This is a genomic window from Nocardiopsis alkaliphila YIM 80379 (assembly GCF_000341005.1).
Lineage (GTDB): Bacteria > Actinomycetota > Actinomycetes > Streptosporangiales > Streptosporangiaceae > Nocardiopsis > Nocardiopsis alkaliphila.
The window spans coordinates 1-22858 of sequence record NZ_ANBD01000128.1; the positions used below are offsets into that span (position 1 = coordinate 1).

Consider the following 22858-nt stretch of genomic DNA (forward strand, 5'->3'; position numbering starts at 1 on the left):
TGACGCACTCGGTGACGGGGTGTTCCACCTGAAGGCGGGTGTTCATCTCCAAGAAGACCGGGTCGCCCAGACCGGCGTCGGTAACGGGAACGAGGAATTCGGCGGTCCCGGCTCCGGTGTAACCGATCGCTGCGGCCAGGTCACGGGCGGCTTGGTGCAGCCGCTCGCGGGTCGCCTCGGGCAGGCCGGGTGCGGGTGCCTCCTCCAGAACCTTCTGGTGGCGACGCTGTACCGAACAGTCGCGTTCGCCCACCGCCCACACGGTGCCATGGGCGTCGGCGAGAACCTGCACCTCCACGTGGCGACCGCGTTCGACGTAGGGCTCACAGAACACGGTGGGGTCACCGAACGCGGAGGCCGCCTCGTTTCGGGCCTCTTCGGCCTCGGCCGGCAACTCGGCCAGGTCGCGAACCACGCGCATACCGCGGCCACCACCGCCGGATACCGCCTTGACCAGTACCGGCAGGTGTTCGGCGCGCACGTCCTCGGGGTCCAGGGCGTCGGCCACCGGAACGCCGGCGTCGCGGGCGACCTTCTTGGCGAGGGTCTTGGAGCCCATCTGTTCGACCGCCTCGGCGGGTGGGCCGACCCAGACGAGTCCGGCCTCGACGACGGCTCGGGCGAACCCCGGGTTCTCGGACAGGAAGCCGTAACCGGGGTGGATCGCGCCGGCTCCGGCCGTGCGGGCGGCGTCGACCAGGGCGGCCGGATCGAGGTAGGCGTCCACGGGTCCGCCTCCCTCTGGGATCGTCAGGCACACGGCGGCGTCGGCCTCGCGTACGTGGGGGGCGTTCTCCTCGCCGGGGGCGTGCACGGCCACCGAGGTCACGCCCAGGGTGCGACAGGTGCGGATGATCCGACGGGCGATCTCACCGCGGTTGGCCACCAGCAGGCTGGTGATGGGGACGGTGGGGAGGTGGGCGCCACCGGCGGTGGTGGGGTCGATGAGGGTCATGTCCTGTCCTCCTCTACATTCGGAAGACGCCGAAGGCGTCGGTGCCGGTGACGGGTGCGTTGTGGGCGAAGGACAGGCACAGTCCCAGGACCGTACGGGTGTCCCGGGGGTCGATGACGCCATCGTCGTAGACCCGTCCGGACAGGAACATCGGCAAGGACTCGGCCTCGATCTGGTTCTCCACCATCTCGCGCATGGCCGCGTCCTGTTCCTCGTCGTAGGGCAGGCCCTTCTTGGCGGCCGAGGTCCGCGAGACGATCGAGATGACCTCGGCGAGCTGCTTGTGGCCCATCACCGCCGAGCGTGCGCTGGGCCAGGCGAAGAGGAAACGGGGATCGTAGGCGCGACCGCACATGCCGTAGTGTCCGGCCCCGTAGGAGGCACCGATGAGCACCGAGAAGTGCGGGACCGTGCTGTTGGAGACCGCGTTGATCATCATCGAGCCGTGCTTGATGATGCCGTTCCGTTCGTATTCGGCACCGACCATGTAGCCGGTGGTGTTGTGCAGGAAGATCAGCGGGGTGTCGGAGCGGTTGGCCAGTTGGATGAACTGGGTGGCCTTTTGTGCCTCCTCGCTGAACAACACGCCGTTGTCGTTGGCGAGGATGCCCACGGGGTAACCGTGCAGGGTGGCCCAACCGGTGACCAGCCCGGCCCCGTAGGCGGGCTTGAACTCGTCGAACTCGGATCCGTCCACGACACGGGCGATGACCTCGCGGGGGTCCACCGGGACCTTGAGGTCGGGCGGCATGACGCCGAGGAGCTCCTCGGCCGGGTAGAGGGGTTCGGAGACGTTCTCCGTCGGTACCGGTCCGGGCTTGGTGCGGTTGAGGCGGGCGACGATGCGCCGGCCGATGCGGATGGCGTCGTGTTCGTCCTCGGCCAGGTGGTCGGCGAGTCCGGACACCTCGGCGTGCATGCGCGCACCGCCCAGGGACTCGTCGTCGCTCTCCTCACCGGTGGCGGCCTTGACCAGGGGCGGACCGCCCAGGAAGACCTTGGCCCGGTCGCGCACCATGACCACGTGGTCGCTCATGCCGGGCACGTAGGCGCCGCCGGCGGTGGAGCTACCGAAGACCAGGGCGATGGTGGGGATACCGGCCTTCGACAACCGGGTGAGGTGACGGAAGGTTCCGCCACCGGGAATGAAGATCTCCTTTTGGGTGGGCAGGTCGGCGCCGCCCGATTCCACGAGGCTGATCATGGGCATTCGGTTGCGTTCGGCGATCTCCCCGGCCCGCACCGACTTCTTCAGTGACCAGGGGTTGGTGGCACCGCCCCGCACGGTGGGGTCATTGGCGACGATCACGCACTCCACCCCGCAGACCACGCCGATGCCGGTGACGACGCCGGCCCCCACGTGGAAGTCGCTGCCCCAGGCGGCGAGGGTCGACAACTCCAGGAAGGGGCTGCCCTCGTCCAGGAGGAGTTCGATGCGTTCACGGGCGAGCAGACCACCACGGGAGCGGTGTCGTTCGACGTAGCGCTCACCGCCCCCGGCCAGGGCCTTGGCGTGTTCGGTGTCGATCTCGGCCAGCTTGGCGAGCATCGTCTGCCTGGCCTCGGCGTAGGCCGGGCCGCGGGTGTCCAGTCTGGAGGTCAGGACGCTCACGGGGCGCTCTCCTCGCTCTTGGGGTTCGAAGGGTGGTCCAATAGGGACTCGGGGATGGGGAAGGGGCGGGCGCGCAACCATTCGCCCAGCCCCTTGGCCTGGGGATCCAGCCCCTCGCGCCGGGCCGTTCCGGGGGCGAGCATGCCCTCGATCCAGAAGTTGACGGCGCGCAGATGGGGGAACGGGTGGCGGGTGAGGCGCAGGTCGGCGGTTTCGGGTAGGAGCTCGCGCAGCGCGTCGACGGTGAGGGTATTGGCGAGCCAGCGCCAAGCCTGGTCGGTGGTGGCCCACACGCCCAGGTTGGCGTTGGCGCCCTTGTCCCCGCTGCGTGCGCCCAACACCAGCCCCAAGGGGGCGATGCGCGTGGGGCCTTCGGGGAGGGGTTCGGGCAGCGGTGGTTCGGGCAGGGGTTCGAGTCCGCGGGTGCGTTCGGGTGGCGGAACCGGTTCGCGGGTCCCCTCGGGGGTGATGACGGTGTGCTCGACCATCGTGGCGGGGACGAGGGCGTGGGTGGCGGTGACCCCATCGGGGCGAGCGTCACGTGGTGGTGCGCTGATGTGGAAGCCGGCGTAACTGCCCAGGGCCGATTCGACGGCGGCGGCTCCGAAGCGGCGCCCCACCACGGAAGGGTCCTGGTCCCGGGCGGTGACCTTCAGGCGAGCCGTGGCCGCGTCCTGGGTGTCGCCGTGGGGATCTTGAGCCGGAGTGAGCTCGAAACGCAGCTCAGAGGGTTCGTCGTCCTTCAGGGCCGCGCGCATCTGACGCTCGATGCGGGCGGCCTTGGCCTCGACGTCGAGCCCGGTGATGAGGAAGTCCACGTCGTTGCGGAAGCCGGTGAGACCGGTCAGGCCGACCTTGAGTTCGGGTGGCGGGTCCTCACCGGTGACCCCACTGACGCGGACCCGGTCCGGCCCCTCCTGGGTGAGTCGGACGGTGTCGAGCCGGGCGACGACGTCGGGGCCGGCGTAACGGGCGCCCTCCACCTCGTAGACCAGCTGGGCGGTGACGGTGCCCACGGTGACCGCGCCCCCGGTGCCCTCGTGCTTGGTGATGATCGAGGAGCCGTCGGCGTCGATCTCGGCGATGGGGAAGCCGGGCCGGTCCAGGTCGCGACCGGCCAGTTCGGCGGGTAGTGCGTAGTTGCCGCCGGTGGCCTGGGTGCCGCACTCGATGACGTGCCCGGCCACGGTGGCTCCGGCCAGCGCGTCGAGGTCGTCGCGGCTCCAGCCGAAGTGGGAGATGGCCGGACCCACGGCGAGGGAGGCATCGGTGACGCGCCCGGTGACGACGATGTCGGCTCCCAGGTCCAGGCAGCGGGCGATACCGAAGGCGCCCAGGTAGGCGTTGGCGGTGAGCGGGCCACCGAGGTCGAGTTCCTCCGCGCGGTGCAAGAGGTCATCGCCGGTGACGCAGGCGATGCGGGGCTCCAACCCGAGGCCGTCGGCGAGTTCGGTGAGCTTGTCGGCCAGGCCCCGAGGGTTGAGCCCTCCGGCGTTGGTGACCACCCGGACCCGGCGTTCCATGATCAGGCCCAGGCACTGCCTCATCTGCTTGAGGAAGGTGCGGGCGTACCCCCTGCCGGGGTCGGAGAGTTGGTCGCGGCCGAGGATGGCCATGGTGATCTCGGCCAGGTAGTCGCCGGTGAGGACGTCCACCGTGCCTTCGGTGAGCATCTCGTGCACTGCGCTGAGACGGTCCCCGTAGAAGCCGGAGGCGTTCCCGATCCGCAGGGGAGGGGCTGCTGAAGCGGTCATGGGAAGAGGGTGACACCCGACACACAAAAAAACAAGCACTGGTGATTGTTTTTTCCTGGTGCCCCTCTCAGACGTCCCATCGAACGAATTGGCCGGAACCGGCCGCGACCACCCGGTTACCGAGGGCCTGTTCCGGGAGAGTGGCCCGGTAGTTTGACGCGCGTGAGTACCTCCCCAGAAGACACCACAGAGCCCGACACCGCCCCCGACTCCTCCGATTCCCCGGACCCCGCTCCCAGAAAGAGCCCTTCCGGCGAGGCCTTCGTCTCCGGTGTTCCCGCGCCTGCTCCCGCCGGCCTGTTCGGCCCCGAAACCTTCAGCGTGGCCGGACTCCTGCTGTTGGCCACCACCGTGCTCTCCACCGAGCTGATCGCCATCTTCAACCAGCACACCCTCACCGGTGCCACCGGCACCCTCAGCGCCCCCGTCCAGGGGCAGCTGACCGGCGCGGGCCTGTTCTCCGCCCTGGCCGTGGTGAGCGCGGCCGTGGCGTTGACGCGCGCCACCCCCACCACCCGCCCTTGGGCCCGCCACCTGGCCGCGGCCACCGTCCTGGTCGGCCTGCTGGTGGTGGTCCTGACCGTGGTCTCGTACGTCCTGCTGTCCCCTTGAACGGTGCGATCCCTGGGGCCGGAGACACACCTACCGGCCCCTCGCCCATTCACCGAATTCCTACGCCCACCAGGTGGTTCTTAGGCACCGCTTATACGCACCCACGGGTACGTTGGCCGCGTGACTAGCACACCGGAAGACAACACTGGTCCCCAGAACACCGATCAGCCGCCGCCGGAGGAGGGCGGCCGACCGACCTTCGAACCAGCGGGGGCGGAGACCGAGTCCACCGAGGAGATACGGCCCGAGCACCAGGGAGCCTCTCCCGTCGAGGGCACCGAACCCGGCCAGGAGGCTCCGGCCGAGCCGCGCCCCGGGGGCGCGTTCTCCGCCGAGACCTTCGCCCTGGTCGGCCTGGTCCTGCTCGCCGTGACCATCATGTCCGGGCAGCTGATCGAGATGCTCACCAGCATGATCCTGGTGAGCGGTCAGCCCATCGCGCCGGAGCAGATCGGTCAGATCGAGATCCAGCTCATGATCGGCGGCGCGATGGCACTGCTCACCGTCATCTTCGCCGGCCTGTCGCTGACACTGACCAACCCCGGCACGCGCCCCTGGGCCAAGTGGAGCGCGACCGCCGCACTCATCGTCGCCCTGCTGCTCGTACTCGCGGCGGCGGTGGCCTACTACCTGATCCCCGAAGCGGCCGAGCAGATGATCCCGCCGATCTTCGACTGATCGTCATCGCCGGGCCGGGACCCACCAGGGTCCCGCCCTGGCCCCGGCCCCACCCCCACGTCTCAAAGGTCTTGCTCGACTCGGACCTGCTGAATGGCTGAATGGGTGTCTCCGCCACCTGCCCGCCCCTTACGTATCGTCACATTGCGACTACAGGTCAAGGCGACCGGTGGGCAAAGGTCTCAGCCCCTGGGGCCACCGCCCGAAGGGCTGAGGGAAACGTGGGAACCGTCTATAGAGCCTCGCGCTTGACCTCGCTCAAGAACGCGGCCCATGCTCCAGCGGAGTATTCGATGTGCCCCAGGGGGCGGTTCTGCGTGTCACGCACGAGAACGGACTGTCCTTCGGCCACCTCGACACAGCTTCCGTTAGCCGTGCTGTAGCTGCTCTTGTGCCACTCAGGCCTACGCTGTGCACTCATCGAGTTCTTCCTTGACCTTCCTGATGAAGTCGGCGGACCGGCCTGGGGACCACGCCTCTGCCTGAACATCGCTGAAGACGGCCAGACAAGCCTGGACCTTGCGGCTGTCGTCCATCAGGATCTCACCTTGCTGATACTCGGCCGACGCCACCATGGGCTTGTCCGGGAACGAGTACACCCGGAAGGGTCCCGAGGCTCCCGGGTGACGCCCCGGGTTGGGTGGCACGACCTGTAGTCGTATTACCCGTTTTTCCATCAAAGACAGCACCTCTTCGAGCTGAGCAGAGAGAATCTTTCGATTCCCGATGATCCTCGTCACCGCGTTCGCCTCCAGCACCATGTAGATCAGAGGCGGGTCTGTCTCCAAGATGCCCTGTCGCCTCATCCGGGACTTGACCATCTCGCTCAGCTCGGCTTCGGTGACGCCTGGAGACGTGTCCCTGTTCGCTGCTCGCGCGTAGTCTTCAGTCTGGATTAGGCCAGGAATCACCTGGTTCTGATACTCACGCAGTTCCGAGATCTTCCGCTCCAGTTGCTCCACTTCTTCGTACCACTCCGGTACGGCTGTTGAGTCATTTGCCTGTTTCCAAGCGCGATGAACTACACCAGAACTTCCGAGTTCCCGGTCGATATCACGCGCGCTCTGCTCGTGGACCCTGCGGGTGCCGCACTCCCACGCCGAGATGGTCGAGGGCACCACCGACAAGGTCTTGGCCAGCTGCCCTTGCGTGAAATTCGCCTTCTTGCGGGTCTTCCGGATCACGTCGCCGAGACGTATCAATTCGGGCTTCGGGGGGGGCGGTCCATGACTCTCCAAGTACACCAAGGGCTCTACCGGATCGACCAATTCAACGCGATGAGTCCTCCCGACTCCACCGGTTCCACAAGATCGTGACAGGTCAGTGATGTCTCTAGCGCTCAGAGTGATCGGGCATTCATGGTGGAGCCACGGACAGAAGCGGACACCGATGTGGCCGCAGAGACTCCTAGCGAAAGGACGCCGTCGACTTCTCGCGACGCTCCGGAATGTGATGGTGATGCTGGTGACCAGCGTTGTTGTACAGGCCAAACGGCACACAGAAGGCTCTAAGCTTCCGCCTCCCAGGCGTGTCACCGATGAGGCCCTGCGCGCACCCGTCGTCACGTTCCGTCGTCTCCCCGAGGGCAAAGCGGTCGCGGTCCACGGGCTTCGAGAACTGGCCACCGTGGCCCGCCGATGGGTTCGCACCCACGCGGGCCGTGCCAAGGAAGAGAACGAGACCCTCGCGCTCCTCACCACCGAACTGTTCGTCAACGCTGTTCGCCACAGCCGAAGCGGCGACCCCGGTGGCGAGGTCATCGTGACCGTCACCAAGACCGGTACGACCACACAGGTCAAGGTCATGGACGACGGACCCTTGGAAATGGGGGCGGGGCCACGCCTCAGGAATGTCGACGTGGAGGCCGGCGAGGGCGAGTTCGGCGGCTTCGGTCTCCAACTGGTCACCGACATGGCCACACGGTGGGGCGTCCTCTACGAGAAACAGCGCACCACCGTGTGGTTCGACATCGACCGTGCTGACGAGCGGTGATCACCGTGGCGTGGAACTACGAGGACGACGCGCCGTACCGCCGGACCGCCACCGACCTACAGCGCCACGTCGGCTCTGGATGGCTCGTGTTCTGGGGGCCGGGCTCACGAAGGTTCTGGGCCTTCCTGCGCGGCGGGCCCCACCCCCTGATCCTCAGCCGACCCAAGCCACAGGAACTCTACGACCTGGTCCGGCAACACGAACGCTCCTTCTCGACCCACCAAGACCGGCGTGGCGGCGCGGCTGACCGTGCTCGGCCACAGCATCACGGGACCGTCCCCTCGCCCCGTGCGAGTCCCGCGTCGTCACGCCTTCCACCCCTTCGACACCGATAACGGGAGAGACATGTCCACAGCCACGACCTTGGCCTCTGAGTCCGCCGAGATCAGCACGCGGGAGTACATCGAGGTGATGGTCCCCCTCGTCTTGGCCGCCGACCGAGCGATCAACCCCGGACGCTGGGTGCTCTCGGTGCACTACGACGACCTGGGTGAGTCCCCGTTCGCCAACCGTGACGAAGCCCTGTCCTGGATGCGCGAGTGGGCGGGTGCCATCCGTGGATGTGTGCGCATCGCGCATGAGACCCATCGCCACGAGATCGCCTGTTCCCTGGTGGAAGGGCTCTGGGGATGGCTGACCGTCTCCAAGGACTGGCAACTGTGGCGCACCGTCCACGAAACGGGCCTCGCCTCCGCTGTGCACTGCGACAGCACCGTCCAGGCCCGGATGCTCTCCGGGCTCGGTTCCCTCAACACCTGGATCGGGGACCTCCACGAAGCCGAACGACTGCACATGCGCGCCCGCGCCCTGTGGGTCCAGGGCAAACACACACTCGGCCAAGCCACGTGCATGGAGGGCCTGGGCGTGGTGAACCTCAAGCGCAACAAGCCCCTGGCCGCCAGGAGCTGGTTCACCGACGCGCGCCTGCTGTTCGCCGAGGCCGGCCGGACGCGCGGCGTCGTGATGATGGACCGACGCTTGGGCGAATCCTTCCGCGACGGCCGCGAGTTCGACCAGGCCGACAAGCACCTGCGATCAGCCCTTGGCTGGTTTCGCGATCATGCCGACGACTACATGGTTCTCCGCACCGGCCGGTCCCTGGCGCTCTCCCTCATCGGGCAGCGGAGCACCCAGAAGGCCCACGAACTCCTGAGCGAACTGCACAACCTCGCCTGTGCCCTCGGGGCGGAGACCGACGCGGAAGAAATCCGCAAGCTGACTGAAGGAAACCCCACGCGATGAACACGACCGTCGCCAGGTAGGCGGGACCACTGTCCTGAGTCAGTCCACAAGCCCCCGGGAAGGAATCACCCGACCCGGGTAATCCGGAACACAACGATTCCACAAGGAGGAACCGTGTCCGAGAACGACAACACCCCCCAGCCCGTGGCCTATGAGCCCCCGACCCTGACCGACCTCGGTGACGCCCGCGCGCTCACGCTCGGCTCGGCCCAGAACGACACCGCTGACCTGAACCAGGCTCGCTACAACTAACCCCCTCACCGGGTGCGGACCTCACGCGGGTCCGCGCCTGGTCCTCTTGGGAAGGAAGACCGGTGCCGGACGCACCCCCTCACACCACGATCCGGGCCAGTCGGTGGGACCCCCGCCCGGTCCGCCACATCAGTACGCCGGGCTTGTCGGTGGCCCTGTTCGGCGACTGCCTGTCCGACGACCAGGCCGTGACCGCCGCAACCGCCACCAGCGGCAACGCACGTCAGGCTGTCCGAGCCCTGGTGAACTTCCCCGGACGCTTCGGCGTTGCCGTGAGCGACGGTGACGTTCTCGCTGTTGCTGGTGATCTCGTCGGTACGATCCGATGGTGGTGGACCCGTCACGCGGGCGAGGTTCATCTGTCGTTGAGCCCGCTCCCGCTCGCGCGCTTGACCGGCTCCCAGGTCAACCCCGTGGTGTTGGCCGCGACCCTGTTCCTTCCCGACGCCGCACCTGACCTGACCGACGAGTCGGTCTACCACGGAGTGCGGGGCTCTCGCCATCCCGTGTACTCGTGATCTCCGGCGACAGTGTCACCGCCGAACAGCGTCCCGAGCAGAGACGCCCCTCTCCTGTTGATGCTTCCGAGGCACTCGCCGCAGCTCTAACCGCATCCGTTAGAGCCCGCACATCCGGAGCCGAATCCGTGTCGGCGGATCTGTCCGGCGGCTTGGACTCCTCGACGTTGGCCATCCTCGCCGCCCGAGGTGCCGACGAGCCGGTAACAGCGTTGACCTATACGGACCCCTACGCCGTAAACGACGACGACACCGGGTACGCGCACGCACTCGCTGCTTCTGAGCCCGGACTGAACCACCAGGTTCTCACCGGTGGTGTCGGAGAACTCCCATTCACCGACCTTGGCGGGGCACCCTTCACCGACCTGCCAGCTCTTGACGCGCTCCTGCATACTCGTACCCGGTTCCGCCTGAACCCGGCATCCGGGGCCGATGTCCATCTCGTTGGGGATGGCGGTGACGTCGTCCTCGGCGCGCCCATCACCTACCTCGCCGATTTGGCCCGCCTTCCGACCTCACGACGGTTCTTTTCCGAGTGCGTTGGATGGGCACGTCTACGTCACCGACCCGCGCACCGACTTGTGCGTGCGGCGTTCGCCGCATCCCGAACGTCCTACACGTCGGCGCTCGAAGGCGTGGCGAACGGACTGGACACGACACCGGAACCGCACCGTCTCGAGCACGTTCCCGCCTTCGAGTCATCCATCTCCTGGGTCCACCTGAGCAAGAGCGCCCGATGGGCTACACCTGCGGCGCGCGCCCAGGTCGCCGAAGTGCTCCGGGCCTACCGCCCCCAGGACTCACGCGATGGAGCCGACGATCACACGTTGCGGCTCATCCAGTGGCACGGCGCCGCGACCCGTTCGTTCCTCCACGTGGCCGACCAGTTCAGGGCTCGGGTCACCGTCCCCTTCTTCGACTCCGACGTGCTCGCCGCGTGCCTGGCCGTACCCGCTTCGCACCGGGCGTCCGCGCGACAGACGAAACCGATTCTCGGCCAAGCCTTCGCCGATCGGCTCCCGCCCGGCCTCTTCGCCCGGCGCACCAAGGGCGACTACTCCGCGTGCGAATACCACGGACTCCGCGTCAACGCCGCACAAGTTCGCGCGTTGCTGACCGATTCACGCTTGGCAGGCCTCGACATCATCGACCCTACGGCCGTCCGTGCCGACCTCGACGCAGCGATCAATGGCGCGCGCGCACCGATGGGCGCACTCAGCCAGGTACTCGCCACCGAGGTATGGCTACGCCGGCTGGAAACGTACACAGGAGACGCATGAACAGGACCACCTACACCCCGGCCGAATCCGTGAAGTTCGTCGTTGAAGAGAACGGCGGAATGCTTCTCGACATGAACAGCGGACACTTCTACGGGCTGAACCCCACGGCCGCGCGCATCTGGCAGGAACTCGTCGCCAGCGCTGACCCGGAACAGGTCGCCGAAACGCTGGTGGCCGAGACGGGCGCCGACCTCGACACCGTCAGAGCCGACGTCGACCGACTCGTGTGGGAACTGTCCGGGAGAGGGTTGCTTCGCGTGGAAAGGAACCGCTCGTGACAACTCCCATGGCGCTTCCCCCCATCCCTTCCCGACGCCCACGGCTGACACGTCGCTTGTTGGGCGTGGTCGGGTTCTGGTCGGCCGTCGTGTTGCTGCGTTTCCAGCTCAAGCACAGCGTGGCGGTTCTCGCCGCGCTCAAGCGCAGAACCCGCGCCCGTGCCGTCATCTCCGAGGTGACCGACGCGGTCGCTGCGGCGACAGCGGCGGGGAACTGGTTCCCTGGACGCGCCGCTTGCTTGGAAAACTCCCTGGCCGCTGCTCTGACCGCAATACTGATGCGAAGGTCGGTGGACTGGTGCATCGGCGTTCGTCTGATGCCCTACGCCGCTCATGCCTGGGTCGAAGTAGAGGGGACCCCCGTTGGGGAGCCAGACGATCCCGACCGGCCATTCATCGTGATCACTCGAACCTGAAAGGCGCCATGACCCAGTACAGCTCCCGCGTGACCGCTGCCCTGTCGGCAGTGGACGAAGACACCTACACCCTCAACCCGGACGGGTCGCTCGTCACACAGACCACGGCGAGGCCGCTGATCGCGTCGACCCTCGACGGTCTCAACGTTCAGCCCGGGGCGAAGGTGTTGGAGATCGGAACGGGGTCCGGGTACTCCAGTGCCCTGTTGAGCGAACTCGTCGGGCCGTCCGGGACGGTGGTGACAGTGGACGTAGTTCCCGACCTGATCGAACGTGCGCGGACACTTCATGCCCAAGCCGGGCGGACCAACGTGATCCTGGTGGCGGCCGATGGACACCATGGCGCCCCCGATCACGCCCCGTTCGACCGAGTGGTCGCGTGGACGACCCCCGAGACGATCCCGCATGCTTGGGTAGAGCAGAGCCGTCCCAGCTGCCTGGTGGTCGCACCGGTCGAACTCGCCGGTCTGGTCAAGTCGCACGCCGTGGTGACGGCCGAGGTCACCGGCGACCAAAACTTGACCGGCCGCGCGTTGGCCCCGGGCGGATATGTCGAGATGCACGGGGCTGATCTCGACCAGTGGACGGTGCCACCACGGGGCGTTGACGCTCTCGTGCATGACGGCCAGGGCGCCGCGTGGTGGATCGCGAGCTCGTGGGCGAAGAAACACCCGGCCGAAGCCGGAAAACTATTGACCGGACTCGTTGACGAGCAACCGCAAACGGTCCGTGTGTTCGAGGATGGCGAAGACCCAACGGCGTTCCGGGCCTGGATGTACGCCACACACCCGGATGAGCTGGCCACCCTCGGTGGACCCATGGGTTTCGGCGTCGGGGCGGCCGACTCTGCTGGAGTGTTCGTGTTCCGACCGTTCGGGCCGGACGCGCTCAGCAACGGAGCCATGACCACCGAGACCGTAGCGCGGGGATGGGTGGAAACGTGGCGAAGCGCGGGCCGCCCGGGGTGGGCGAGTGTGCGCCCGGTCCTGCTTCGAGAGAGCACCGGCTGGCGGGTCCGTGCGGAGGAAAACCAGCCCGTCCGATCCTGAACCCCCGGGGGACGTCGAGAACTCGAAGACGCTGGTGTCACGGTGTCTGAAATTTGTGGATAACCGGTGAGGAGGAATCAGGCAGCACGAAGCCGGAGGAGTGCGAGACTCCCCCGATATCGACGCTACGTGGACGAGGGTGATCGGCGCCGGCACATCTTGCGAGCCTGTGGATAACCGCCGGCGACTCTTCAGAAGAAAGCCGAAAAGTCAGGACCCCTGATCTTTGACCCACGACCGTCTCGTCAGACCTCTTGGGGAGGAGCGACAAACGTTCCCCGCTGAGGCAAGGTCACTACCAACTCTTCTTCTCGAAGTACGGCTATCGCCCGACGGGCGGTCTCACGGGCGATCCCGTAATCCGACACCATCTTCGACTCGGATGGCAGCGGATCACGTGGCTTGAGTTCACCGGACCTGATCCGTCTACGTAGCTGGTCTGCCACCTGGATGTACAGGGGCGTCGGGTCGAAGCGGTCGACATGCATAAGACCGACGTTAGGCACGTTGGGGACACCCTGCATATGGCAGACGTCGCAGACGACCTAGACAAGATAGACGTATAGTTAAGCCTTGGCCCGAACATGAAAGTGGCCCGGCGGTGCGCGAACACCCCGGGCCCGGACAAGCGAAACCTAAGGAGCGCTTGCCATGTCATACGTTACCGCCTTGCTCACCCTGTTCGTCAGGCTGTTCCGGCCCACCCGAGGAGCACACACCACACCCTTCGGCTACCTCTACGAACTGGGCGCCGAAGTCCACCGCCGCCGCTCTCGCCGAGTGCGCCGCTACGTCCGCCACCTGGCCCCCTCCCAACCGGCCAGCACCGCACACAGCTCGAAAGCCAGTCCCGAACCCGACTCCGCCACTCCCCCGATTCCGGCGCCCCGGCGGCCCAGCGAAGACCTCCACCCGCAGGTAGAGATCGTGCGTGGCCCCTACCGGAACTGGGAAACCCGCCAGGCCCTCCTCCAAGGAGCGGCCGGATGACACAGCACACCGACACCCTCATCGCCCACCTGACCCGCCTGCTCAACGACCCCGGCCGCCCCGAAGAAGCCCTCACCCGCCTCATCTCAGCCGACGCGATCTTCGGCCACCTGGACAAAGAACTGCGCTCCGGCGCAGCCCTGCCCACACCCTGGAACACCCGCACCAGCGACAGTGGCGGTGGCGGTGGTGTGCAGAGCGCGGAAGTGACCGACCACTACGACGCACTCTCCGAAGCCCTCCGAGAAACCGGCGAAGCCTTCACCTGCCGGCGGGCACTCTCCCGCGCCCGCCAACGCTGGGCCCTACTACGCAACGCCCTGGCCTGCGGCGCACCACTCCCCCAGCCCTGGCAACACCGATAACACCCACCCACGACCAAGGCCCGGCCGCGAACAACCCCGGCCGGGCCTTCCTCGATCGTGGAGGGCACCGCAGAGGCCACCGCGACTTTCCGGTGGCCACACCGCTGAGCCCTACTCCGGCTCTCCCTCGGACTCAGGAGACGCGGTCGATGACCAGCGGGCGTGCCTTCCACCCCTCCTTGTCACCGATGTCGAAGGCACCCTCCAGCGCCTGCACGGCCCGGTCGAAGCGTTCGGCCTCATCGGCGTGCAGGGTGAACAGCGGCTCCCCCGCCGTGACTTTCTCCCCCGGTTTGGCGTGCAGGGTCACGCCCGCCCCGAACGAGACGGCGTCCTCCTTGCGCGCACGCCCCGCACCGAGCCGCCAGGCCGCCAGCCCCACCTGGTAGGCGTCCAGACGGGTCACCACTCCGGAAGCGGGGGCGAGCACCACGCGGCGCTCGGCGGCCTCGGGCAGGGGAGCGTTCGGATCGCCGCCCTGGGCCCGGATCAGGTTCTTCCAGGACTCCAGGGCGCTACCGTCACGCAGCGCCTCGGCCGGGTCCTTGACCCCGTCCTCTCCTGGGACCAGGCCGGCGGCGGTGAGCATCTGGCGGGCCAGGGCCACGGTCAGCTCCACCACGTCGACCGGTCCCCCACCGGAGAGCACCTCCACGGCTTCGGCGACCTCCAGGGCGTTGCCGACCTGCCGGCCCAGGGGCGCCTCCATGTCGGTCAACAGCGCCACGGTGCGCACACCGTGGTCGTTTCCGATGTCCACCATGGTGCGGGCCAACTCACGGGCGGAGGCCACGTCCTTCATGAACGCGCCCGATCCCACCTTGACGTCGAGCACCAGGGATCCGGTGCCCTCGGCGAGCTTCTTGCTCATGATGGAGGCGGCGATGAGCGGGATCGATTCGACGGTCCCGGTCACGTCGCGCAGGGCGTAGAGCTTGCGGTCGGCCGGCGCCAAGCCCGAGCCGGCCGCGCAGATCACCCCACCGGTGTCGACGAGGACGCGGCGCATCTCCTGGGTGGACAGCGACGCCCGCCAACCGGGGACGGACTCCAACTTGTCCAGCGTGCCGCCGGTGTGGCCGAGCCCTCGCCCCGACAGCTGGGGCACCGCCGCTCCACAGGCCGCCACGGTGGGGGTGAGCGGCAGGGTGATCTTGTCGCCCACCCCACCGGTGGAGTGCTTGTCGGTGGTGGGCCTGGCCAGATCGGAGAAGTCCAACCGCTCCCCCGAGGCCAGCATGGCCTCCGTCCAGCGGCTCACCTCACCGCGCTTCATCCCCTTGAGGAAGATCGCCATGGCCAACGCCGCCATCTGCTCCTCGGCGATCTCGCCACGGGTGTAGGCCCCGATCACCCAGTCGATCTGTTCGGGGGTGAGTTCGCCCCCGTCACGCTTGGCTCGAATGACCTCGATGACGTCCATGTCCCGTCCCTTCGACGACGCTGATTCCGTGGCTGTCGTGTGGCTGAAACGGCGTCTCCCCGGCCACCTGGTCGGTGCCGGGGAGACGCACTTTGCGATCGACCGATCAAGTGAGGTCGTGCGGTCCGAAGGCCTGCGGCAGCACCCGATCCATGGGAAGGATTCCCTCAGGGGTGTCCACGAGCAGTTCGGGTCCACCGTGTTCGTACAGAAGCTGGCGACAGCGCCCGCACGGCATCAGGGTTTCTCCCTGCCCGTCCACGCAGGCGAAGGCGACCAACCGCCCGCCCCCGGTGGCGTGCAGGGCGCTGACGAGCCCGCACTCGGCGCACAGGCCCACACCGTAGGAGGCGTTCTCCACGTTGCAGCCGCTCACCAGGCGACCATCGTCGACCAGGGCGGCCGCGCCCACCGGATACTTCGAGTAGGGCGCGTACGCCTTTTCCATGGCCCGCCGGGCGGCCTCCCGCAGGGCCCGCCAGTCGATCGTCGTCTCGAACTCGCTCATGACCGACTCGCCCGCCACTGCTTACCGATCCCTTCGGGCGCCCGCAGCCGTTGCGAGGCCAGGGACAACACCAGCAGGGTCGCGATGTGCGGGCTGTAGGTGGCCAGCTCACGCGGCAGGGAGTCGGTGGTGAAGTACCAGGCCAACAGCACGATCGCGGTGAGGAGGCCGGTGAGGGCGATGCCCTTGCGGTCCTTGCGCACCTGCCACACCGCCACGATCAACAGCACGACCGCCAAGAGCAGCAGTAGGGCGTGGATGGCCGCACCACCGCCGCGCACTTGGAGGGCGTCGGTGTAGCCGAACAGGCCCGCACCCATCGCCAGACCACCCGGGCGCCAGTTACCGAAGATCATCGCGGCCAGACCGATGTAGCCTCGGCCACCGGTCTGTCCCTCCTGGTAGATCTGCGAGGCGACGATCGCGAGGAACACGCCGCCCATACCGGCCAGACCACCGGAGACGACCACGGCGACGTACTTGAGCGTGTACACCGGCACACCGAGGGACTCGGCGGCGTCGGGGTTCTCACCCACCGAACGCAGCCGCAGTCCGAACGTGGTCTTCCACAGCACCAGGTAGCTGATGGGGACCAGCAGGATCGCGATGAGGGTGAGCGCGGACATGCGGGTGGTGAGTCCGATGACCAAGGCCGCCAGGTCACTGACCAAGAAGACGTTGCTCTGGGCGATCGGGGCCAAGGCCTCCGGTAGCCAGGGAACGTTCAGGGTCGGGAACGAGGGGGCCGCCGGGGACTGGGCCGCACCGGCGCCCGGGATGTCCGCGTAGACCAGGATCGACAGGTAGCGCATGGCGCCCAGGGCCAGGATGTTGATGGCCACACCGGAGACGATGTGGTCCACCGCGAAGGTGACCGTGGCCACCGCGTGGATGAGACCACCGAACATACCGCCCAGGGTCCCGGCCAGCAGACCGATCCACGGGTTGTCGAAGCTCCACGCGAAGTAGGCACCAAACCAGGTCCCGAAGATCATCATGCCTTCGAGGCCGATGTTGATGATGCCCGCGCGTTCGGCCCACAGACCGCCGAGCGCGGCCAGACCGATCGGGACCGCGAAGGTCAGGGTGGTGCGGACGGTGCCCGCGTCGGTCAGCATGTCCTGTCCGGTGATGACCCGCAGGCCCGCCAGGGACACGAAGACCGCCATCAGCAGGGTGAGGACGCGCCAGCCCGCCCAGCCCTTGGGCCGGGCCGGTCTGGCCACCGGCTCCATCACGTTGAGTTCCTGGCTCACTGTGCCTCCCCGTCGCGCTCGCCGTCGGTACCGTCGGAGCGGCCGGGGGCGCCGTCGTCGCCCTCGCCCTCGACGGAACCGTGCTCCGGGCCGGTGCCGTGGGACACGGACGCGGGCTCCGGGGTGGTCTCGGTCGTACGGCCGAGCTGCTTACCGATCTGCTGTTGCTGGTAGCGACGGCCCCAGCGGTGGACGACCTCGTAGACCACGACGACCGTGAGGACGATGGTGGCCTGCGCGATGACCGCGATCTCCTGGGGGATGCCGTCGAAGGGCAGGATGCCCGCGGCCTGGTTCAGGTAGGACCAGAACAGGGCCGCGAAGACGATGCCCACCGGGTGGTTGCGGCCCAGCAGCGCGATGGCGATACCGGTGAAGCCGATCCCGGTCGGGAAGTCGAGGGCGTAGTAGTGGGAGCTGCCGAGCAGCTGCGGCAGGCCCACGAGCCCGGCGACCATGCCCGAGAAGAGCATGGACAAGAAGACCATCTTCTTGACGTCGATGCCGCTTGCCTCGGCCGCCGTCTTGGACTGGCCGGTGGCGCGCAGTTCGAAGCCGAACCGGGTGCGGTTGAGCATGACCCAGTAACCGATGCCCACGGCGATGGCCAGGAAGATCAGACCGAAGATCTCCCGGTCCGAACCGAGGAAGGTCGCCGGAATGCCGGGGACCCAACCGGACTCGGGGATCGGCGGGGTACCGATGTTGTTGGTGCTGATCTCCACCGCCAGGCGGCCCTCGGTCAGCAGGTAGGCGGTGATGCCGGTGGCGATCGAGTTGAGCATGATCGTGGAGATCACCTCGGACACACCGCGGGAGACCTTGAGGTAACCGGCGATGCCCGCCCACACGCCACCGACCGCGACCGCTGTGACGATGACGACGAACTGGCTGATCACCGGTGGCAGGATCAGGTATCCGCCCACGGCGGCGGCCAACAGCGCCGCCAGCCGGTACTGACCGTCCACACCGATGTTGAACAGCTTCATCTTGAAGCCGATCGCTACGGCCACGGCGGCCAGGTAGAAGGTGACGCTGTCGTTGATGATCTGGACCATGCTGTCGGGCCTGGCCCCGTACTCGACCATCCGCTCGAAGGTCGCCAGCGGCGGGATGCCGCTGAAGTACAGCACGGCGGCGGTCACGCCGATGGCGATGGCGCCGGCGGCGAACACCGCGGCGAAGGAGAGCGCGAGCATCGCCGAGAGCCGGTGGAACAGCACGAACGCCAGCACCGATCCGATGGCGGCGCCCAACAGGGCCGCCGCCCACTCCTGCAACTGTAGGTCCAGCAGCCAGGCGGACAGCAGACCCGCCACCACGGCCAGGATCAGGGCCATGGGTACGACGAGGGTGTTGTGAAGGGCGGTGCCCTCCTCCTTGGTCCCATCGGCACCGGCCCTACGTTCGTCGGGCACCAGTGGCGCGGACCAGGCCACGAAGGCGAAGGCCACGACCACACCGATGATCAGCGCCACCCACCACAGCAGCGCCAGGTCGAGCCCCACGGTCAGACCGGTACCCAAGGCGGCCGCGATGGCGGCGGCGACGGGCCCGGACATGGTCATGTCGGGGCGGGGAAGCTTGCTCATGCGCCGCCCTCGTTCTCTTCTTCGCCGGCACCAGGGTCGGCACCGGTCCTCTCTTGTCCGTCACTCTCCAGCCCGGCGCCCGTCATGGCCGAGCCGAGCTGTTCGGGAGTGACGGTGGCCGGGTCGGCCTCGGCGACCAGCCGACCGCGCAGGATGACGTGGAGCGTGTCGGACATGCCGATCAACTCGTCCAGGTCCGCCGAGATCAGCAGTACGGCCAGGCCCTCGGCCCGGGCCTCGCGCAGCTGTTCCCAGATGGCGTTCTGGGCGCCCACGTCCACGCCTCGGGTGGGATGGGCGGCGACCAGGAAGCGTGGTTCGCCGCTCATCTCCCGGCCGATGATGAACTTCTGTTGGTTACCGCCGGAGAGCGCGTCGGCGATGACGTCGATGTTGGGAGTGCGCACGTCGTACTCGGCGACGATGCGCTCCGAGTCCTTCCTGGCACCGGTTCTGTCGATCCAGGGGCCCCGCACGCTAGGGGTCCGGGTCTGGTGGCCCAGGACGCGGTTCTCCCACAGCGGTGACTCCAGCAGCACACCGTGGCGGTGCCGGTCCTCGGGGATGTATCCGACACCGGCCTCGCGGATGCGCAGCGTGGACCAGGAGGTGATGTCCTCACCTTCCAGGCTGATTCGTCCGGCCGAGGTCCGGCGCATGCCCATGATCGCTTCGATGAGCTCCGACTGACCGTTGCCCTCGACACCGGCGATGCCGACGATCTCACCCTTGTGGATGTCGACCGAGACGTCATCGACGACGTCGCGTCCATCGGGTGAGGACACCGTGACCCCGTTCAGCGACAGGACCACGTGGTCGGTGACGGTGGACTCGCGCAACTCGGGGACGGGCAACTCGCCGCCGACCATCAGGGTCGCCAGTTCCCGCGCGGTGGTGGTGCGCGGGTCGGCGGTGGCGACGGTGGTGCCGCGCCGGATGACGGTGATCTCGTCGGCGACCGACAGGACCTCGTCGAGCTTGTGCGAGATGAAGATGACGGTGAGACCCTCGCGCTTGAGTTCGCGCAGGTTGTCGAAGAGTTCATCGACCTCCTGCGGGACCAGGACGGCGGTGGGCTCATCCAGGATGATCGTCTCGGCTCCCCGGTAGAGGACCTTGAGGATCTCCACTCGCTGTCGGTCGCCGACGCCCAGGTCCTCCATCAGGCGATCGGGGTCCACCCCGAGGCCGTACTGGGCGGACAGGGTGCGGATCCGTTCACGGGCCTTGTTGCCGATGCCGTGGCGGCGTTCGGCGCCCAGGACCACGTTCTCCAGGACGGTGAGGTTGTCGGCGAGCATGAAGTGCTGGTGCACCATGCCGATGCCGTTCTTGATCGCGTCGGAGGGCGAGTTGAAGCGCACCTCGCGGCCCTTGACCTGGATGGTGCCCTCGTCCGGCTTGTGCATGCCGTACAGGGTCTTCATCAGTGTGGACTTACCCGCCCCGTTCTCGCCGACGATGGCGTGCACGGTACCGGGAGCCACGGTGATGTCGATGTCGTGGTTGGCCACGACGCCGGGAAAACGCTTGGTGATCCCGCGCAGCTCAACGGCGACGGGTCCGGTCGACCCGCCGCCCGATGGCGTGCTGCTCATCAGACTCCTCTTGGGAATTGCGCGGCGGGGCGCGGCCTGACCTGGGATCGGCCCGGTCCGGACGCCTTCGTCGCGGTGCGGCTACCGGGCGGAGCCGAAGGGGGACGATGCGCCCCCTTCGGCTCCATTCCTCATGACCCATGGGTCAGGGCGCGGGCCCGGTGCCCGCTCCGGTGTGTGCCCCGTGCCCGTTACGGCTGGGTGGGAACCTCGATGTCACCGGCGATGATCTGCTCCTTGAGCTCATCCAGCTCGTCCTGGATGGGAGCGATCGCCTCCGTGTTGGAGGTGGTGTAGTCCACACCGCCCTCGCTGAGGTCGAAGCGCTGGATGCCGCCCTCGACGTCGCCTTCCAGAGCGTTGTTGATGAGCTCGAAGACCGAGACGTCCACCTGCTTGATGGCGGAGGTCAGCACGTACGGCTTCTGCGCTTCGTCGGCGTTCTCGTACTGGTCGCTGTCCACACCGATGAAGGTGAAGTCGTTCTCCACGGCGGACTCCAGGACACCGTTGCCGGAGGCGCCGGCGGCGTGGTAGATGACGTCGGCGCCACGGTCGTACTGGGCCTGGGCGACCTCACGGCCACGGGCCGGGTCGCTGAAACCGCTCATGTCCGGCGGCTGGCTCAGGTAGTCGATCTCGACGTTGACGTCCTCGTTCACGTGTTCGGCGCCGGCGGTGAATCCGGCCTCGAACTTGTGGATCAGCGGGGTCTCCACGCCACCGATGAATCCGACGTGGTCCTCCTCGGTGGTCAGCGCCGCTGCGGCACCGGCCAGGAAGGAGGCCTGCTCCTCGGCGTAGACCAGGCTGGTCACGTTGTCGATGCCCTCGATCTCGGAGTCCACGATCGCGAAGTGGACGTCCGGGTACTCGGGCGCGACCGCCTGGACGGCGCCGTCGTAGGCGAACCCGACGGCGATGACGACGTCGTAGCCCTCCTCGGCCATGGTGGCCAGACGGTCTTCCTTGGCGGAATCCGGCTCGCCGTCGGAGGGCTCGAAGTCCTGGGTCTGCACGCCCAGTTCCTCGGCGGCCCGCTCCAGCCCTCGGAAGGCGGCGTCGTTGAAGGAGCGGTCACCGCGGCCACCGACGTCGTAGGCCAGGCCCACGCTCAACTCGGAAGCCTCGTCCTCTCCCCCGGCACCGCCGTTGTCGCCCTCTTCGGCCGCGTTGTCGCACGCGGTCAGTGCCAGCATGCCCGCCGCGGCGACGGCGGCGAACTTGGCTGCGTTGCTGCGCTTCACTTGGGTAACTCTCCCCTTCGCCCTCTCAGCGGTGCCGCATTCCGCGCGGGACCGGCCTGAGTTCTGCTGCCGGACAATATCCCGTGGTGGAAAGTACATCCGACCAACGGCCGGAGTTGTTATGAAGGCGAGAGCCAAGTGACGCAGGGACTTACTCCAAAGTTACCAAGAGCACACTCCATCGAGGCAACCGATCGACTTTTAACTCGTTTTCACCCCCTCTTCCCAGGAAGAACAAGGGGATGCGACCGATAGCACTTCGCCCTTCACCCAAAGTGACATCACACGTTTGATCCAGCCGGTCTAGACCGGCCTGTCCCATTCGCACCGGACCTTCTTTCGCCTTGCCAGGCCACTCGAAGCCAGGAGATTCAGTCCTGCAGGAAGTCCAGCACGACCTGCTTGAAGATCCGGGAGGAGACGGCGTTGACGTGGTCTCGCCCGGGGATCTCCACGAAGGTTCCGCCACAGTCGGCCGCCAGACCCTCGGCACCCGCGGCCAGGGCGTCCTTGGCGCCCGCGACCAGCAACGTCGGAATCCCCGCGGGGTGGGGTGTGCGGGTGAAGGGACGGGCGGCCTGGCCCCGCGCGCAGGCCGCGAGCGCCTCGGGGTCGTTGCCGGGCAGCGCCGCCACGGTGTTGAAGACCTGGTCGAAGGGACCGTCCCCCTCCCCCGGGGTCGACTCGCCCACTCCGGCCAAGAGATCGGTGGGCCCGAAACCGCCCAATACCAGGCGGCGCACCCGAGCGGGGGCGGCCAGCGCCAAGGCCCAGGCCAGGCGTGCGCCCATGGAATAGCCGACGACGTCGACGCTCTCCACCCCGAGCTCATCGAGTAGTGCCACCAGGTCGCTCACGAAGTGTTCGGGCAGGTAGAGCTCGCTTTCGGTGGGCTTGTCACTGGAGCCGTGTCCACGCAGATCCGGGCCGATCACCCGCCGTCCGGCGGTCTCCAGGACACGGGGCCACCCCGCCGCGCCCCAATTCATGTCGAAGGTGCTCCCGAAACCGTGCAACAGAAGCACGGGCACGGCCCCACTCGAGGTCTGCGGAGCCAAATCCGCATAGCGCATTGTCACGTCTTTGGTGAGATTCGCAGTCATGCTTTCCGCACCTTTCACAGCTGGAGCATTTACACAAAACAAGCGGAGGCCTATTCAGATGTTTCTATGAACAGATCGCCCGGAGGGGGCGCTCTACTCGTACTCGCATCCGAACAGACCTCCGCCGAGGGTGGAATC

At 67.5% G+C, this 22858-nt stretch carries 25 protein-coding genes; 12 read left to right on the forward strand and 13 right to left on the reverse strand.

Annotation, left to right across the window (positions count from 1 at the left end; genetic code table 11):
- The 3 genes from D472_RS0118020 to D472_RS0118030 form a co-directional block, all read right to left on the reverse strand.
- Positions 1–955 (reverse strand): ATP-binding protein (locus D472_RS0118020; RefSeq protein WP_017605868.1); only part of this gene is annotated, 955 nt, incomplete at its 3' end.
- 13 nt (positions 956–968) lie between these two features.
- The gene (locus D472_RS0118025) at positions 969–2567 is read right to left on the reverse strand and encodes an acyl-CoA carboxylase subunit beta (protein ID WP_017605869.1); all 1599 of its coding nucleotides are present in this window, start codon (positions 2565–2567) and stop codon (positions 969–971) included.
- The gene (locus D472_RS0118030; protein ID WP_033304161.1) at positions 2564–4321 is read right to left on the reverse strand and encodes an acyclic terpene utilization AtuA family protein; all 1758 of its coding nucleotides are present in this window, start codon (positions 4319–4321) and stop codon (positions 2564–2566) included. The genes D472_RS0118025 and D472_RS0118030 overlap by 4 nt, the downstream gene beginning before the upstream one ends.
- A 162-nt stretch (positions 4322–4483) precedes the next feature.
- On the opposite strand from D472_RS0118030, the gene D472_RS0118035 reads away from it, so the two are divergent.
- Entirely contained in the window at positions 4484–4933 is a 450-nt protein-coding gene (locus tag D472_RS0118035; protein ID WP_017605871.1) for a hypothetical protein, read from the forward strand.
- A 120-nt stretch (positions 4934–5053) separates the two neighbouring features.
- The gene (locus tag D472_RS0118040) at positions 5054–5611 is read left to right on the forward strand and encodes a hypothetical protein (RefSeq protein ID WP_017605872.1); all 558 of its coding nucleotides are present in this window, start codon (positions 5054–5056) and stop codon (positions 5609–5611) included.
- Between the two features lie 232 nt (positions 5612–5843).
- Here the strand turns inward: D472_RS0118040 and D472_RS25890 are convergent, their stop codons facing one another.
- Both D472_RS25890 and D472_RS0118045 read right to left on the reverse strand, forming a co-directional pair.
- A complete protein-coding gene (locus tag D472_RS25890; RefSeq protein WP_033304163.1) occupies positions 5844–6032 on the reverse strand; it encodes a DUF397 domain-containing protein in 189 nt (62 codons plus the stop codon).
- Positions 6016–6795, reverse strand: coding sequence for a helix-turn-helix domain-containing protein (locus D472_RS0118045; protein ID WP_239643003.1), 780 nt, complete (start codon positions 6793–6795; stop codon positions 6016–6018). Before D472_RS0118045 ends, D472_RS25890 begins: the two co-directional genes overlap by 17 nt.
- Positions 6796–7075: 280 nt before the next feature.
- Here D472_RS0118045 and D472_RS25895 point away from each other — a divergent pair, with 280 nt between their 5' ends.
- The 8 genes from D472_RS25895 (at position 7076) to D472_RS0118085 (ending at position 12638) form a co-directional block, all read left to right on the forward strand.
- The gene (locus D472_RS25895) at positions 7076–7603 is read left to right on the forward strand and encodes an ATP-binding protein (RefSeq protein WP_161625119.1); all 528 of its coding nucleotides are present in this window, start codon (positions 7076–7078) and stop codon (positions 7601–7603) included.
- Positions 7604–7948: 345 nt separating this feature from the next.
- Positions 7949–8845, forward strand: coding sequence for a tetratricopeptide repeat protein (locus D472_RS0118060; RefSeq protein WP_017605876.1), 897 nt, complete (start codon positions 7949–7951; stop codon positions 8843–8845).
- Positions 8846–8959: 114 nt separating this feature from the next.
- Positions 8960–9097 (forward strand): lasso RiPP family leader peptide-containing protein, encoded by a 138-nt coding sequence (locus tag D472_RS28250; RefSeq protein WP_017569012.1) that lies wholly within the window; start codon positions 8960–8962, stop codon positions 9095–9097.
- 62 nt (positions 9098–9159) lie between these two features.
- Positions 9160–9615: a hypothetical protein gene (locus tag D472_RS28255; protein ID WP_017605877.1), complete on the forward strand. Its 456-nt coding sequence runs from the start codon at positions 9160–9162 to the stop codon at positions 9613–9615.
- 128 nt (positions 9616–9743) lie between these two features.
- Complete coding sequence (locus D472_RS26865; protein WP_239643004.1) at positions 9744–10895, forward strand: asparagine synthase-related protein; 1152 nt, start codon at positions 9744–9746, stop codon at positions 10893–10895.
- Entirely contained in the window at positions 10892–11173 is a 282-nt protein-coding gene (locus tag D472_RS0118075; RefSeq protein WP_017605880.1) for a PqqD family protein, read from the forward strand. Before D472_RS26865 ends, D472_RS0118075 begins: the two co-directional genes overlap by 4 nt.
- Positions 11170–11589: a lasso peptide biosynthesis B2 protein gene (locus tag D472_RS0118080; protein ID WP_239643005.1), complete on the forward strand. Its 420-nt coding sequence runs from the start codon at positions 11170–11172 to the stop codon at positions 11587–11589. The genes D472_RS0118075 and D472_RS0118080 overlap by 4 nt, the downstream gene beginning before the upstream one ends.
- An 8-nt stretch (positions 11590–11597) precedes the next feature.
- Positions 11598–12638, forward strand: a complete 1041-nt coding sequence (locus D472_RS0118085; protein ID WP_017605882.1) for a protein-L-isoaspartate O-methyltransferase family protein — start codon at positions 11598–11600, stop codon at positions 12636–12638.
- A gap of 245 nt (positions 12639–12883) precedes the next feature.
- On the opposite strand, the gene D472_RS27730 is transcribed toward D472_RS0118085, so the two are convergent.
- The gene (locus tag D472_RS27730) at positions 12884–13162 is read right to left on the reverse strand and encodes a GntR family transcriptional regulator (protein ID WP_338036521.1); all 279 of its coding nucleotides are present in this window, start codon (positions 13160–13162) and stop codon (positions 12884–12886) included.
- A 127-nt stretch (positions 13163–13289) separates the two neighbouring features.
- Between D472_RS27730 and D472_RS0118090 the strand changes: the two genes are divergently transcribed.
- Together D472_RS0118090 and D472_RS0118095 are read left to right on the forward strand one after the other, a co-directional pair.
- Positions 13290–13628, forward strand: coding sequence for a hypothetical protein (locus tag D472_RS0118090; protein ID WP_017605883.1), 339 nt, complete (start codon positions 13290–13292; stop codon positions 13626–13628).
- A complete protein-coding gene (locus tag D472_RS0118095; RefSeq protein ID WP_017605884.1) occupies positions 13625–13993 on the forward strand; it encodes a hypothetical protein in 369 nt (122 codons plus the stop codon). The genes D472_RS0118090 and D472_RS0118095 overlap by 4 nt, the downstream gene beginning before the upstream one ends.
- Positions 13994–14126: 133 nt before the next feature.
- On the opposite strand, the gene D472_RS0118100 is transcribed toward D472_RS0118095, so the two are convergent.
- From D472_RS0118100 to D472_RS0118130, 7 genes are all read right to left on the reverse strand, one after another.
- Positions 14127–15416, reverse strand: coding sequence for a thymidine phosphorylase (locus D472_RS0118100; protein WP_017605885.1), 1290 nt, complete (start codon positions 15414–15416; stop codon positions 14127–14129).
- A gap of 106 nt (positions 15417–15522) precedes the next feature.
- Complete coding sequence (locus D472_RS0118105; protein ID WP_017605886.1) at positions 15523–15942, reverse strand: cytidine deaminase; 420 nt, start codon at positions 15940–15942, stop codon at positions 15523–15525.
- The gene (locus D472_RS0118110) at positions 15921–17180 is read right to left on the reverse strand and encodes an ABC transporter permease (protein ID WP_017605887.1); all 1260 of its coding nucleotides are present in this window, start codon (positions 17178–17180) and stop codon (positions 15921–15923) included. Before D472_RS0118110 ends, D472_RS0118105 begins: the two co-directional genes overlap by 22 nt.
- Positions 17177–18772: an ABC transporter permease gene (locus D472_RS0118115; protein ID WP_017605888.1), complete on the reverse strand. Its 1596-nt coding sequence runs from the start codon at positions 18770–18772 to the stop codon at positions 17177–17179. Before D472_RS0118115 ends, D472_RS0118110 begins: the two co-directional genes overlap by 4 nt.
- On the reverse strand, positions 18769–20370 hold the full coding sequence (locus tag D472_RS0118120) for an ABC transporter ATP-binding protein (RefSeq protein WP_017605889.1): 1602 nt from the start codon (positions 20368–20370) through the stop codon (positions 18769–18771). Before D472_RS0118120 ends, D472_RS0118115 begins: the two co-directional genes overlap by 4 nt.
- A gap of 191 nt (positions 20371–20561) precedes the next feature.
- On the reverse strand, positions 20562–21617 hold the full coding sequence (locus D472_RS0118125) for a BMP family lipoprotein (RefSeq protein WP_017605890.1): 1056 nt from the start codon (positions 21615–21617) through the stop codon (positions 20562–20564).
- Between the two features lie 371 nt (positions 21618–21988).
- A complete protein-coding gene (locus tag D472_RS0118130) occupies positions 21989–22690 on the reverse strand; it encodes an alpha/beta fold hydrolase (protein ID WP_017605891.1) in 702 nt (233 codons plus the stop codon).
- Positions 22691–22858: the final 168 nt, after the last annotated feature.

Bases quoted from the DNA above. Each gene is read 5' to 3' on its own strand.
- D472_RS0118030 (WP_033304161.1), bottom strand. From the start codon at position 4,321: ATGACCGCTTCAGCAGCCCCTCCCCTGCGGATCGGGAACGCCTCCGGC.
- D472_RS25890 (WP_033304163.1), bottom strand. From the start codon at position 6,032: ATGAGTGCACAGCGTAGGCCTGAGTGGCACAAGAGCAGCTACAGCACG.
- D472_RS0118060 (WP_017605876.1), top strand. From the start codon at position 7,949: ATGTCCACAGCCACGACCTTGGCCTCTGAGTCCGCCGAGATCAGCACG.
- D472_RS0118075 (WP_017605880.1), top strand. From the start codon at position 10,892: ATGAACAGGACCACCTACACCCCGGCCGAATCCGTGAAGTTCGTCGTT.
- D472_RS0118085 (WP_017605882.1), top strand. From the start codon at position 11,598: ATGACCCAGTACAGCTCCCGCGTGACCGCTGCCCTGTCGGCAGTGGAC.
- D472_RS27730 (WP_338036521.1), bottom strand. From the start codon at position 13,162: ATGCAGGGTGTCCCCAACGTGCCTAACGTCGGTCTTATGCATGTCGAC.
- D472_RS0118090 (WP_017605883.1), top strand. From the start codon at position 13,290: ATGTCATACGTTACCGCCTTGCTCACCCTGTTCGTCAGGCTGTTCCGG.
- D472_RS0118095 (WP_017605884.1), top strand. From the start codon at position 13,625: ATGACACAGCACACCGACACCCTCATCGCCCACCTGACCCGCCTGCTC.
- D472_RS0118100 (WP_017605885.1), bottom strand. From the start codon at position 15,416: ATGGACGTCATCGAGGTCATTCGAGCCAAGCGTGACGGGGGCGAACTC.
- D472_RS0118115 (WP_017605888.1), bottom strand. From the start codon at position 18,772: ATGAGCAAGCTTCCCCGCCCCGACATGACCATGTCCGGGCCCGTCGCC.
- D472_RS0118120 (WP_017605889.1), bottom strand. From the start codon at position 20,370: ATGAGCAGCACGCCATCGGGCGGCGGGTCGACCGGACCCGTCGCCGTT.
- D472_RS0118130 (WP_017605891.1), bottom strand. From the start codon at position 22,690: ATGCGCTATGCGGATTTGGCTCCGCAGACCTCGAGTGGGGCCGTGCCC.